Here is a 12,495-nt window from a genome sequence, read left to right on the forward strand (position 1 = left end):
CGGTACCCGTGGGGTCACCGCTCCCCTCCACTCATTTCGGTGTGACGACCATCGCCGAGCCGCCACCCCGTCGCTTCGGCTCGGCGGCCGCCACGAGGCTGCCGTCCTTGCGCAGCTCGATGCCGGTCGCGGCGCCGATCTCGTGGGTGCCGGTGAAGATGTCCTCGTAGGTCTCGACCTGGTGGCCGAGCGCCTCCAGCGCATCGCCGTACCTCCGGACGAACGCCGGCTCGGCAAGGTCCTCGGCACTGTTCTGCTGGGTCGCGCGCGGCGCCGCGATCGCCTCGGGGAGGCTCATCCCGAGGTCGAGCCGGTCCACCAGGATCTGCAGCACGGTCGTGATGATCGTGGCGCCACCCGGCGAGCCGACCGCGACGTACGGCGCCCCGTCCTTCAGCACGATCGTCGGCGACATCGAGCTGCGCGGCCGCTTGAGCGGCTCGATCCGGTTGGGGTCGTCCGCGTCGTACTCCGCGCTGAAGTCGGTGAGCTCGTTGTTGAGCAGGAAGCCCCGACCCGGCACGACGATCCCGGAGCCGCCGGTCTGCTCGATGGTGAGCGTGTACTCGACGACGTTGCCCCACTTGTCGACGACCGTGAGGTTGGTGGTCTGGGTGTTCTCGTTCTCGATGGTGTTGGTGGAGGCGCTCCCGCCGTCGCCGCACACCCCGTCGTACGACGTGACGTCACCGGCGTCGACCGGCTTGTCCATCGTCGAGCCGCCGCTGATCTGGCAGGCCCGCTCGGCGGCGTAGTCGTCGGAGAGCAGGTCGGCGAGCGGCACGTCGACCTGCGACGGGTCGCCGACGTAGGCGTTGCGGTCGGCGAAGGCGAGCGCGCTGGCCTCGAGGTAGAGGTGCAGGGCGTCGGCCTTGGGCAGGCTGGAGAGGTCGTAGCGCTCGAGGATGTTGAGTGCCTCGCCGACCGTCGAGCCGCCGGACGACGACGGGGCCATGCCGTAGACGTCGAGGCCGCGGTAGCCGATCCTCGTCGGTGCCTGGTCGAGCGCCCGGTATCGGCGGAGGTCCCGGGCCACCATCGAGCCGACCGGGACCGGCAGGTGCGGGTGCCTCACGGTCGGCGGGTCCTGGACGGCGTCGACGATCTCGTCGGCCAGCCGGCCGCGGTAGAGCGCCTTCGGGCCGCGCTGCGCGATGAGCCGGTAGGTGCGGGCGAGGTCGGGGTTGTGGAAGGTCGAGCCGACCCGCGGCGCGTGGCCGCCGGCGTAGTAGAGGTCGCGGGTGGAGGTGAAGGCCTTGAAGCGCTTCTCGTTCTGCTGCACCTGACCGCGGAAGGTGTCGTCGACGGTGAACCCGTGCCGGGCGAGCGCGGTCGCCGGCTTCAGCGAGCGGCCCAGCGAGCGGGTGCCCCAGCGGTCGAGCGCGCGCTGCCAGGTGGCCAGGGTGCCGGGGACGCCGACGGAGACGCCGCTGGTCACCAGCTGCGGCGAGAAGTTGTAGGGCTTGCCGGTCTGCGGGTTGATGAAGGCGTCGTGCTCCATCGCGGCCGGCGCGGTCTCTCGCCCGTCGATGGTCTGCACCTTGCCGGTCTTGGCGGAGTAGTGGACGAAGTAGCCGCCCCCACCGATGCCGGAGCTGAAGGGCTCGGTGACTCCGAGCGCGGCCGCCGTCGCGATCGCGGCGTCGGTGGCGTTGCCGCCCTCCCGGAGCACCTTCAGCCCGATCCGCGTGGCGTACGGGTCGACCGAGGTGACCGCCCCGCCGGTCCCGCGCGCGACGGCCTTCTTGGGCGGGCCGGGGTCAGCGTGACCCGGTGACGCGACGACGAGACTGGTGAGCAGGGCGAGCGGTACGACGATCCCGAGACGGCGCATGCACTGTCCCGTGCCCGGTCACCCCGGCGGCGAAACGGTGTAGCGGGCGCAGAGGAACTCCCGGTTGCGGCCCAGCTCCTCCAGGCTCAGCTCGAGCCGACGGGGCAGGAGCGGCGCTCCCCCGCCCAGCACGACGGGGGCGTACTGCACCCACACCTCGTCGAGCAGGCCGGCGTCGGCGAACTGCCCCACCAGGTCGCCGCCGCCCATCAGCCAGATGTTCTTGCCCGCGGCGGCCCCGGTCATCGCCGCATGGACCCGGCGTACGTCGTCGGTGGTGAAGGTGACGCCGTCCTGGGGCGCGAGGTCGCGGTGGGTGAAGACCCAGGTCGGGAGCGAGGCGTCCCACTGGTCGCCCTCCTGGTCGAGCACCCACTGGTACGTCGTCGCGCCGACCGCGCCGGCGCCGACCTCGGCCCGGAAGCCCCCGAAGCTCATCAGGCCCTCCGGGTCGATGTCCCTGCTGAGCAGCCAGTCGAGGGAGTTGTCCGGGTCGGCGATGAAGCCGTCGAGGGAGCTCGCGGTGTAGTAGATCGTGGTCATCCGGCTTCTCCATCCTGTCGGTCGTTCTGGCGGCGCAGCCAGTTGATCGGGTCGCCCTCGTCCACCTCGACGCCGAGGCCGCGCAGCATCGCGCGGACGCCGAGGCGGCGGTGGGCGGAGTAGGTCAGCACGTGGGCGACGATGCTGCCGAGCACGAAGCTCTCGGGCGGCTCGCAGAGCGCATCGACGATGCGGTCCTCCCACCCGCCGCGGCGCTCGACGTCGCGGACCATCTCCAGCCAGCGCGCCGCGGCCACGTCGTGACGCTGCAGCAGCGTGCCGGGGTCGTCGGCGGCCTCGGCCGGGAAGTCCTCGCCGAGGATCGCGGCGAGCCACACCTCGAGGGTGAGGACGAGGCGCTCGAGCACCCGGGCGACGCTGGCCTCGTCGCCCTCCCAGGTCAGCAGCGCCGGGCCGGCGTCGCGCCGGTAGTCCTCGTCGCTGAGCTGCTTGGCCTGCTCGAGGAGGTAGCGGGTGTCGTCGAGGTCGTGGTGGACCAGGAGGTCCAGCGGCTGGGTCATCGTCTGCTCCCCGGTGTGCACCCACAGCGACATGGGCGGGTGGAAGTGGATGCCGTTGGGCGCGGGCAGCCAGTGGCTTCCCGTCAGGGGCTCGCTGGGCGGGCCGCCGTACGCGCGGGCGTAGGCGCGGGCGAAGCCCTCGACCGACTCGTAGCCGGCCGCGAACGCCGCGTCGGTCACCGAGGTGCCGCGGCGAAGCTGCCAGGCGGCCCGCTCCAGCATCACCCGCCGGCGCATCGCCACCGGCGGCTCGCCGGCGCCTGCGGTGAGCTGGCGGGAGAAGTGGTACGGCGAGGCGAACGCGCCGCCGGCCATCTCCGCGAGGCTGCCGTGCTGCTCGTCGAGCACCGCGTCGAGGAGCTCGCGGAGACGGTCGCGCTCGGTCATGGACCCAGTCTGGTGGTCAGGGGCCGGTCGCTGCTTGACCGATCTTGCTCACCTCGGCGACCGCCCGGTCGGCGAGGTCGGGGTCGTCGTACCGGAGCCAGACGACGCGCGGGTCCTTGCGGAACCACGAGTCCTGGCGGCGCGCGAAGCGTCGGGTGGCGAAGACGGTCCGGTCGCGTGCCTCGACGTAGGTGAGCTCGCCGCGGAGGTGCGCGATCACCTCGCGGTAGCCGATGGCGGTCGGGGCGGTGCGGCCCTCGGCCAACCCTTCGTCGAGGAGCCGCTCGACCTCGTCGACGAAGCCGGCGCCGAACATCGCGTCCACGCGCTCCTCGATGCGGACGTCGAGGGTCGGCCGGTCGATGTCGACGCCGAGCTGGATGGTCCGCGGGTCGGCGTAGTCCAGCGTGGGCAGGGAGGCCGTGAAGGGCCGGCCGGTGATCTCGACGACCTCGAGGGCGCGGACGATCCGGCGGCCGTTCTCGACCAGGATCCGGTCGGCGGCCTCGGGGTCGACCTGACGGAGGCGCTCGTGGAGGACGGCGCTGCCGACCTCGTCGAGCTCCGCCTCCAGCCGGGCGCGGACGGCCTCGTCGGTGCCGGGGAACTCGAAGCGGTCGACGATCGCGCGGGTGTAGAGCGCGCTGCCGCCGACGAGGACCGGGGTGCGCCCGGCCCCGCGGATGGTCCCGATCTCGGCGCGCGCCCAGCCCTGGAACTCCGCGACCGTCGCGGGGTCGCGGACGCCGAGGGTGTCCAGGAGGTGGTGCGGGATGCCGCGGCGCTCGGCGACCGGGAGCTTCGCCGTACCGATGTCCATGCCGCGGTAGACCTGCATCGCGTCGGTGTTGACCACCTCGCCGTCGAGGCGCTCGGCGAGGTCGAGCGACAGCCCGGTCTTGCCGGAGGCGGTGGCGCCGACGACGGCCACGATCGGCGGGGTTGAGGTGGTCGGCATGTGGTTAGTGTGGCAAGCATGACCGCACCCGTGCCCGAGGAGAACGACGAGCCGACCGCCACCGACGGCGAGCAGACCCCGCCGGGCGAGCACGACAGCGAGCTGCCCGGCGCCGGCGACCGCACGACGTCCGCCGAGGAGCAGGAGGAGAATGCGGAGACGTCGCTCGACGAGCCGTCCGACGGCTCTGGAGGTGAGTGAGATGAGCGAGTTCGACTTCCACGAGGATCCGCTGCCAGAGGAGGAGGAGTCCCCCGTCTCCGAGGACACCGGCACCGTCTACGGCGAGCAGGGCGAGGCGGAGCTGACCCCCCACGACGTCGAGGACCCGGAGGACGACGCGTGACGGGAGATCCCACGCACGGCCGCTTCGTGGTCGTGCCGGCGTCGTACGTCTTCCTGCTGCGCGACGGCGCCACCGGCGCCGAGGTGCTGCTGCAGCTGCGCCAGAACACCGGCTACATGGACGACCACTGGGCCGCGGCCGCGGCGGGTCACGTCGAGCAGGGCGAGACGGCGTACGACGCCGCGCACCGCGAGGCCCGCGAGGAGATCGGCGTGTCCGACCTCGACCTGACCTTCGTGACCGCGATGCAGCGCACCCGCGGCGGGGAGCCGATCGACGAGCGGATCGACTTCTTCTTCACCGCGCGGTCGTGGTCCGGCGAGCCGCGGATCGTGGAGCCCGAGAAGGCCGCCGAGCTGCGGTGGTGCCCCCTCGCGGAGCTGCCCGACCCGGTCGTCCCGCACGAGCGGTCCGTGTTGGAGGCGCTGCGAGCGGGTACGACGACGGCGTACTCCACCTTCGGATTCTGAACGGAGCGCCCATGCCTGACCTCGGCAAGATGCCCGAACCCGAGATCGAGCCCGGCGAGCCGCCGGCCGGTGGCCCCGACGCGCCGCCCGAGGACCCGGAGTCCGGCGGCGCGATCCCCGATCCGCCCCTGGCGGACAACCCGGCGATCGCGGAGAAGGTCCCCGACCCGGTCCTGAAGGAGGTCGGCGAGGCCGAGGACACCTCCACCAAGGCCACCCGCGACGAGAGCGGCACCGAGGCCGACGGCGAGCCGGACAAGGAGTCCCCGGCATGAGTGGACTCAACCCGGAGAAGAACCCCGAGGAGGAGTTGCGCGCCTCCAATTCGAACCAGCACGGGGACGACGGCACCCGCGACGTGTCCGAGCACGAGCGCGACCCCGACGAGGAGACCCTCCCCGAGCAGTCCGTCGGCAACCCGGAGGACAACCCGGACGGCGTCCCGCCGAAGGCGGGCTACCCCAGCAAGGATCCGCGCTCGCAGGACCACCCGTACCGCACGGACTAGCTTCCGCGCTGGTCGACGTGCGAAGACGCCCTGGCGCCTGAGCCACTCCGCTGGTTGAGGTGCGAAGGCGCTGTGGCGCCTGAGCCTCGCAACCCGGTGAGCTGACCTTCGGCCTGCGGGAGGACACGGACTGCTCGCCGACAGGCAGCAACGGCGGGTACGGCGCGCTTCGGGTCGACGTCGCCTCCCGGATTTCCGGTGATCTCGGCACGGTGGTTGAGGTGCGAGGAGCGCCAGCGACGAGCCTCGAAACCCGGCGAGCTGACCTTCGTCCTGCGGGAGGACACGGACTGCTCGCCGACAGGCAGCAAAGGCGGGTACGGCGCGCTTCGGGTCGGCGTCGCCTCCCGGGTTTCCGGTGGTCTCGGCACGGTGGTTGAGGTGCGAGGAGCGCCAGCGACGAGCCTCGAAACCCCGGCAAGCCAACCACGGCCCGATGTCCGGAACACGGCTCGGGATCGTGACCATCCTGTGACCCAGAGCCCTGTGAATACGGGGGTTCTGAGCATCTCAGTGTCGGTGGCCAGTGCTTGAGTTGAGGCATGGCAACAAGCGCGACTCCCACCCACCGAGTGTCGGTGGCGATCGCGCACGCCAGTGCTGATCTGACCTCGATCGCCGACGCTCCGGTCTGGTCGATGAGCGACACCGAGGCAGCCAGTGCACTCGTCGAGCTTCAGTCACTGAAGGCGCAGGTCGCCGAGCTCGAGGCCCGGGTCGCGCGGCACGCCGACGACCAAAACGTCGGGCAGGACCGCGGTGCGTCCTCGACCGCGGTGTGGCTGGCCAACCAGACCCGGACCACCCGCGCCGCAGCCCACGCGATCGTGAAGCTCGGCAAGGACCTGCACGCCCACCCGTACACCCGTCGCGCGCTCGCGGCCGGGGTGATCGGTCGCGACCAGGCCCGGGTGATCCTGCGGTGGGTCGACACCCTCCCCGACGAGACCACCGCCGAGCAGAGGGTCAAGGCGGAGCAGCACCTCCTCGACCTCGCGGCCGAGCACGACGCGAAAGCGTTGGACCGGCTCGGGCGGCGGTTGTGGGAGGTGATCGACCCCGACGGCGCCGACGCCCGCGAGGCCGAGATCCTTGAACGCCAAGAGGCCGAGGCGCTGCGGTCGATGTACCTGAAGGTCTGGGACGACGGCGAAGGGTCGACCTGTGGGTCGTTCAAGATGCCGCAGCTCGGCGGCGCCGCGTTGCGGAAGATCCTGGCCGCGGTGATGGCTGCCAAGCACCAGAACGCCACCAAGGGCGCCGGCACCGGCCACCTCGCCGCTGTCCGGACCGGTCCCGAGGCTCAGGGGCAGGCGTTCTACGAGCTCCTCATGCGGTTCCCGAAGAACAAGCTCCCCAAGCTCGGCGGCCTCAACGCCACCCTCCTCGTGACGATCTCCGAAGAGTCGCTGATGGGGCGGCTCGAGCAGGCCGGGACCATCCTCGACACCGGCGACCGCATCTCCTCCGCCCTCGCGAGGCAGCTGGCCTGCGAGGCCGGGATCCTCCCCGTCGTCCTCAACGGCAAGTCCGAAGTACTGGACCTGGGCCGCGAGCAGCGGCTCCACTCCCAGGCCCAACGGATCGCGATCACGCTCCGCCAGCACGGCCAGTGCGCGACCGAGGGCTGCGACCGGACGACCGGCCTCCACGCCCACCACATCCGGGAATGGTCGAAAGGTGGCCGCACCGACCTCGCCAACGCCATCGGGCTCTGCCACTGGCACCACATGCGTGCCCACGACAACGCGTACGGCATGAGCCGCGGCCCGAAGGGATCAGTCAGCTTCCACCGGCGCGAATAGGCCGACCCGGGACACGCTCACACCTTTCCCCGGACGCCGACTCCCGGCTCCCCGGGTTTCGAGGCTCGTCGCTGACGCTCCTCGCACCTCAACCAGCGGGAAGCCCGCGCGCCCCGACCACAGGTCGGCGTCCTCCGGCGGGAGGACGCCCGACCCGGTCCGTCAGGGGCAGCTGACGGCGGCGATGTCGGTGGCGAGCAGGCGCTTGCCGGCGGCTCGGACGTCGACGTGGGTGGAGCGGCCGGTGGGGACGGTCAGGTAGTAGTTGCTCGACGACGCGGGGCGGACGGTGAACGAGGCGGTGGAGTCGCCGTACGACGAGGCGACGGCGTAGGCGACCTTCTCGTCGGTGGTGTCCCGGTTGTCGAGGACGATCTGGGCGACCGAGTCGGAGCCCTGGCAGGAGACGCCGCCGAGGGACGCCTTCGGCGCGACGCGGGCGACGTAGCAGGAGTCGAGGGCGCGGACGGTCGCGGAGAGCCGCAGGTCCTCGCGGCCCATCTCGGGGACACGGACCCGCACCGAGACGGTGGTCCGCTGCGGGACCGAGACGGTGACCCGCTTCTTGGCGGCGGCCGGGACCCAGACGTAGACGACGGGGTCGGCGTCGTGGTCGCCGTTGCGGACGACCTTGAACTGCGCGCGGTGCGCGGACCGCGAGTTGTCGAGGACGATCCGGCGCTGGGTGACGCCGACGCGGGCGTCCTTGGTGCAGGTGCGGTGGCCGGACATGTGGGCGCGGGCGTCGTACCCGGTCGCCGCGGTCGACGCACCGGCGGTGGTGAGCAGGGTGGCGACGGCGCCGAGGACGACGGTCGCGATGGCGAGCTTGCGCATGAGGGTGGGTTCCTTCCCGAGAGGACGTGACGGGAGAAGACCCTCCGTTGAGACGGCATGGCCGATCAAGGCGCCCGCGAGCGCCTGTGGATAGAGGTCAGCGCAGGCGCGTGACGTCGAGCTCCGTCTCGACCGCGGTGCCGTCCGGGCCGGCCTCCACGAAGTACGCCGCGGCGCCGTCCTTCTCGGTGAACGCCTCGACCATCTTGGTGCCCCGGTAGAGCACGCCGGCGCCGTCGTCGGTGGCGTAGCCGGACGGCAGCGTGCCGTCGGCGATCAGCGACTGGAAGAGCGGTCGGCGCTGCTCCTCGGAGTCGTAGTGCACCCCGTTGGAGAAGGGCAGCAGGCCGAGGCCGTTGGTGATCGGCCGCAGGTCCGGGCCGAAGGAGTCGGTGGTGCCGCCGACGTGCCAGCAGATCGAGCCGGCCGAGACGCCGGTCAGCACCACGCCGGCCTCCCACGCCGCCCGCATGGCGTCGTCGACGCCGTGCAGCCGCCACATCGCGAGCAGCCCGGCGACGCTGCCGCCCCACACCCACACGACGTCCTGGTCGAGCAGGTGGGCGGTGACGTCCTCGACGTTCGGCATCGTGAAGAGCTGCAGGTGCGAGGCGTGGAAGCCCTTGTCCTGAGCGGCGTTGTAGAAGTCGCGGTAGAGCCCGGCGTCGTCGCCGCACGCCGTGCCGAGGAAGGTCACCTTGGGCGCCCGGCCGGTGACGCCGGCGAGCTCGACGGCGTGGTCGGTCAGCGGTCCGACGCCCCAGCGGAGGCGGTCGTGCGGCGCCCAGCCACCGGACGTCGCGAGGATGGTCGGTGCGTCAGCGGGCACAGGCGTCGGCCTCCGGGAGCGGGGCGGGTACGCCGATCGCCGGCATGCCCAACGAGACCCCGGCCGGCGTGGCCGGGGCGGCGGTGCGCGCCGCCCAGGCGTCGCCCGAGCGGGTACGGCGGGCCGCGACGAAGGTGTCGGCGACCAGGTGGTGCGGCGCGGCGTACGTGATCTCCACGGTCACCATGTCGCCCGGCCGCACCTCGACGCCGGGCGGAGGCGCGAAGTGGACGAGCCGGTTGTCGGGGCCGCGACCGGAGAGCCGGTGGGTGTCCTTGTTCTTGCGGCCCTCGCCCTCGGCGACCATCAGCTCGACGCGGCGGCCGACGAGCGCCTTGTTCTCCTCCCAGGCGATCTGGTCGACCAGCGCGACGAGGCGCTCGTAGCGGTCCTTCACGACCGCGGGCGGGACCTGGTCCGGCAGCGTGGCGGCCGGGGTGCCGGGGCGCTTGGAGTACTGGAAGGTGAACGCGCTCGAGAAGCGCGACCTCGCGACGACGTCCAGCGTCTGCTGGAAGTCCTCCTCGGTCTCGCCGGGGAAGCCGACGATGATGTCGGTGGTGATCGCCGCGTCCGGCATCGCGGCGCGGACCCGCTCGATGATGCCGAGGTACTTCGACGACCGGTAGGACCGGCGCATGTCCTTGAGCACCTTGTCGGAGCCGGACTGCAGCGGCATGTGCAGCTGCGGCATCACGGTGGGCGTCTCGGCCATCGCCTCGATGACGTCGTCGGTGAACTCCGCCGGGTGCGGGCTGGTGAAGCGCACCCGCTCGAGACCCTCGATCTCGCCGCACGCGCGAAGCAGCTTCGAGAAGGCCTGGCGGTCGCCGAACTCCACGCCGTACGCGTTGACGTTCTGACCCAGCAGCGTGATCTCCGAGACCCCCTCGGCGACCAGGGCCTCGACCTCGGCGAGGATCTCGCCGGGCCGGCGGTCCTTCTCCTTGCCGCGCAGCGACGGGACGATGCAGAACGTGCAGGTGTTGTTGCAGCCCACCGACACCGACACCCACGCGGCGTACGCCGACTCGCGGCGGGTCGGCAGCGTGGACGGGAAGACCTCGAGCGACTCGAGGATCTCGACCTGGGCCTCCTCCTGCACGCGCGCCCGTTCGAGCAGCGCCGGCAGGGAGCCGATGTTGTGGGTGCCGAAGACGACGTCGACCCACGGAGCCTTCCGGGTGATCGTCGAGCGGTCCTTCTGCGCCAGGCAGCCGCCGACGGCGATCTGCATGCCCGGCGTCGCGGCCTTGATCGGCGCGAGGTGGCCGAGGTTGCCGTAGAGCTTGTTGTCGGCGTTCTCGCGCACCGCGCAGGTGTTGAAGACGACGACGTCCGCCTGCTCGCCCGTGGGGACGGCGGCGTAGCCCGCGTCCTCCAGCAGGCCGGAGAGCCGCTCGGAGTCGTGGACGTTCATCTGGCACCCGTAGGTGCGGACCTCGTACGTGCGCGTCATGACAGTCGACAAGGGTACGGCGCCCCTCCGTCCCACCCGAAACCCGCGACGACGGTCACATAGAGTGCGCGCGTGCAGCATCTCGACCGTCGCTCCCTGCTCCTCTCCGGAGCCGGCGTCGCCACCACCGCGGCCCTGATGTCCTTCGCACCGGCGGCGGCCGGCGCGACGTCGACGCAGGTCTTCAAGGGCCACTTCGACCCGGGCAACGCGCGCGACTGGGTCTACCTGCCGATCGAGGTGCCGAAGGGGATCCGCTCGATCGAGGTGTCCTACACCCACGACCCGCCGCACGACACCGGCCTGGGCTACAGCCAGAACGTCATCGACCTCGGCGTCTTCGACCCGCAGGGCTTCCGCGGCTGGTCCGGCGGCGCCCGCGACCGCTTCAAGATCAGCCGCTCGAGCGCGACCCCGGGCTACCTCGCCGGTCCGGTCCGCCCCGGCACCTGGCGGGTCGCCCTGGGGCCCTACCAGATCGTGTCGCGCACGAAGTACGCCGTGACCGTGCGGCTGCACCACGGCGACCCGGCGCCGAAGTTCCATCCGCAGATCGCGCCGACGAGCACCGGTCTCGGCACCGGCTGGTACCGCGGCGACCTGCACGTGCACACCGTGCACTCCGACGGCGGGCAGACCCAGCAGGACGTGCTCGACTACGCGCGGGCCGCGGGCCTGGACTTCATCGGCAGCTCCGAGCACAACACCAGCTCGGCTCCGCTCACGTGGGGCAGGTACGTCGGCGACCTCGACGACTTCCTGGTCATCCCGGGCGAGGAGGTGACCACCCGCTACGGGCACTGGCTCGCCATGGGCATGCCGGCGGGCACCTGGATCGACTGGCGCTACGCACCCCAGCCGAAGAAGGACAACAAGGCGCTGGCCAAGGCCACCGCGCAGGTCCGCGCGGCCGGCGGGCTCGCCATCGCCGCGCACCCCTACATCCCGGTGCCGTCGATCCGCTGGGACTTCGGCACCGACTTCGAGCACATGGACGCCGTCGAGGTGTGGAACGGCCCGTGGGACACCTACGACAACAAGGCCGTCGCGGAGTGGCACAAGCTGCTGGTCGCCGGGCGGCGGATCCCGGCCGTCGGCAACTCCGACAGCCACCAGCAGAGCCAGCAGATCGGCCTGGCGCAGACCGTCGTACGCGCTGAGTCCCTGGCGGTCACGGACCTGGTCGCCGGCTACCGGGGCGGCCACTCCTGGATCACCGGCTCCGCCGACGTCGACATCCCGGAGTTCACCGCCACCCTCGACGACGTGTCCGGCCAGTGCGGCGACACCGTGCCGAGCGGCCCCGACGACGAGGTGACGGTCCGGCTGACCGTCACCGGGGTGAGCGGCGCGACGGCCTCCCTGATCGGCCCGACGAGCACGCTGGCGCGCGCCGCTGCCGTCGACGGGACGATCACGCTGGAGACCCAGGTGCCGGGCGGCACCGCGTTCGTCCGCGTGGAGGTCCGCGGCGGCTCCACGTCGACCAGCCCGATGCTGGCGCTCACCAACCCGATCTACCTGACGGCGGTCACTTCCGCGGCGTGACCCAGAGGCGGATGACGCCCTCGATCACCACGGTGCCGTCGTCGCGGACCCCGCGGACGCGCACCGGCAGGTTCGGGTCGGACCCCGTCCACTGCTCGGCGTCGGTCTCGGCGATGCAGGTGATGTCGCTGGTGGCCTTGGCGGTGTAGGCGACCTCCATGCCCTGGGGGATCCACCGCTTGTCGGCGGGGATGGTCGCCTCCGCCAGGGCGCCCATCGCGGCCTCGAGCCCGTTGCAGAGCGCGATGGCGTGCACGGTGCCGAGGTGGTTGTGCACCCGGCGCCGCTTGGGGATCACCAGCTCGGCGCGGTTGGGCTCGATCAGGGTGAAGCGCGGCCGGATCGAGGCGAAGTACGGCGCCTTCTGGGCGAAGAGGAGCGAGAACACGCGCTCCCCCAGCGGCAGCGGGGAGACCTTGGTCCACATCGTCAGCACCTGGCTCATGCGGA

At 71.9% G+C, this 12,495-nt stretch carries 15 protein-coding genes; 7 read left to right on the plus strand and 8 right to left on the minus strand.

The window, feature by feature from the left end; translation table 11 throughout:
• Positions 1-31: 31 nt before the first annotated feature.
• From ggt to miaA, 4 genes are read right to left on the minus strand one after another with little or no spacing between them, the layout of a single operon-like run.
• Positions 32-1,834: a gamma-glutamyltransferase gene (gene ggt, locus K8U61_RS06050; RefSeq protein WP_224122093.1), complete on the minus strand. Its 1,803-nt coding sequence runs from the start codon at positions 1,832-1,834 to the stop codon at positions 32-34.
• A gap of 18 nt (positions 1,835-1,852) precedes the next feature.
• On the minus strand, positions 1,853-2,377 hold the full coding sequence (locus K8U61_RS06055; RefSeq protein WP_224122094.1) for a dihydrofolate reductase family protein: 525 nt from the start codon (positions 2,375-2,377) through the stop codon (positions 1,853-1,855).
• Complete coding sequence (locus K8U61_RS06060) at positions 2,374-3,285, minus strand: helix-turn-helix domain-containing protein (protein WP_224122095.1); 912 nt, start codon at positions 3,283-3,285, stop codon at positions 2,374-2,376. The genes K8U61_RS06055 and K8U61_RS06060 overlap by 4 nt, the downstream gene beginning before the upstream one ends.
• Before the next feature lie 16 nt (positions 3,286-3,301).
• Positions 3,302-4,243: a tRNA (adenosine(37)-N6)-dimethylallyltransferase MiaA gene (gene miaA, locus K8U61_RS06065; RefSeq protein ID WP_224122096.1), complete on the minus strand. Its 942-nt coding sequence runs from the start codon at positions 4,241-4,243 to the stop codon at positions 3,302-3,304.
• An 18-nt stretch (positions 4,244-4,261) separates the two neighbouring features.
• Between miaA and K8U61_RS06070 the strand changes: the two genes are divergently transcribed.
• The 6 genes from K8U61_RS06070 (at position 4,262) to K8U61_RS06095 (ending at position 7,372) form a co-directional block, all read left to right on the plus strand.
• Positions 4,262-4,444, plus strand: coding sequence for a hypothetical protein (locus K8U61_RS06070; protein ID WP_224122097.1), 183 nt, complete (start codon positions 4,262-4,264; stop codon positions 4,442-4,444).
• A 1-nt stretch (position 4,445) separates the two neighbouring features.
• Positions 4,446-4,589 carry a hypothetical protein gene (locus K8U61_RS06075; protein ID WP_224122098.1) on the plus strand — a complete coding sequence of 48 codons (144 nt, stop codon included), beginning with the start codon at positions 4,446-4,448 and terminating at the stop codon, positions 4,587-4,589.
• The gene (locus K8U61_RS06080; protein WP_224122099.1) at positions 4,586-5,059 is read left to right on the plus strand and encodes an NUDIX hydrolase; all 474 of its coding nucleotides are present in this window, start codon (positions 4,586-4,588) and stop codon (positions 5,057-5,059) included. The genes K8U61_RS06075 and K8U61_RS06080 overlap by 4 nt, the downstream gene beginning before the upstream one ends.
• Before the next feature lie 11 nt (positions 5,060-5,070).
• On the plus strand, positions 5,071-5,334 hold the full coding sequence (locus K8U61_RS06085) for a hypothetical protein (RefSeq protein ID WP_224122100.1): 264 nt from the start codon (positions 5,071-5,073) through the stop codon (positions 5,332-5,334).
• Positions 5,331-5,567 (plus strand): hypothetical protein, encoded by a 237-nt coding sequence (locus K8U61_RS06090; protein ID WP_224122101.1) that lies wholly within the window; start codon positions 5,331-5,333, stop codon positions 5,565-5,567. Before K8U61_RS06085 ends, K8U61_RS06090 begins: the two co-directional genes overlap by 4 nt.
• 578 nt (positions 5,568-6,145) lie before the next feature.
• A complete protein-coding gene (locus tag K8U61_RS06095) occupies positions 6,146-7,372 on the plus strand; it encodes an HNH endonuclease (protein WP_224122102.1) in 1,227 nt (408 codons plus the stop codon).
• Between the two features lie 162 nt (positions 7,373-7,534).
• On the opposite strand, the gene K8U61_RS06100 is transcribed toward K8U61_RS06095, so the two are convergent.
• From K8U61_RS06100 to miaB, 3 genes are all read right to left on the minus strand, one after another.
• On the minus strand, positions 7,535-8,209 hold the full coding sequence (locus tag K8U61_RS06100) for a hypothetical protein (protein WP_224122103.1): 675 nt from the start codon (positions 8,207-8,209) through the stop codon (positions 7,535-7,537).
• Between the two features lie 97 nt (positions 8,210-8,306).
• Positions 8,307-9,038 carry a Type 1 glutamine amidotransferase-like domain-containing protein gene (locus K8U61_RS06105; protein WP_224122104.1) on the minus strand — a complete coding sequence of 244 codons (732 nt, stop codon included), beginning with the start codon at positions 9,036-9,038 and terminating at the stop codon, positions 8,307-8,309.
• Positions 9,028-10,497 carry a tRNA (N6-isopentenyl adenosine(37)-C2)-methylthiotransferase MiaB gene (gene miaB / locus K8U61_RS06110; protein WP_224122105.1) on the minus strand — a complete coding sequence of 490 codons (1,470 nt, stop codon included), beginning with the start codon at positions 10,495-10,497 and terminating at the stop codon, positions 9,028-9,030. Before miaB ends, K8U61_RS06105 begins: the two co-directional genes overlap by 11 nt.
• Positions 10,498-10,569: 72 nt before the next feature.
• Between miaB and K8U61_RS06115 the strand changes: the two genes are divergently transcribed.
• Positions 10,570-12,045: a CehA/McbA family metallohydrolase gene (locus K8U61_RS06115; protein ID WP_224122106.1), complete on the plus strand. Its 1,476-nt coding sequence runs from the start codon at positions 10,570-10,572 to the stop codon at positions 12,043-12,045.
• Here K8U61_RS06115 and K8U61_RS06120 read toward each other — a convergent pair.
• Entirely contained in the window at positions 12,029-12,490 is a 462-nt protein-coding gene (locus K8U61_RS06120) for a hotdog fold domain-containing protein (RefSeq protein ID WP_224122107.1), read from the minus strand. The genes K8U61_RS06115 and K8U61_RS06120 overlap by 17 nt on opposite strands.
• Positions 12,491-12,495: the final 5 nt, after the last annotated feature.

The organism is Nocardioides mangrovi (assembly GCF_020073815.1).
GTDB lineage: Bacteria > Actinomycetota > Actinomycetes > Propionibacteriales > Nocardioidaceae > Nocardioides > Nocardioides mangrovi.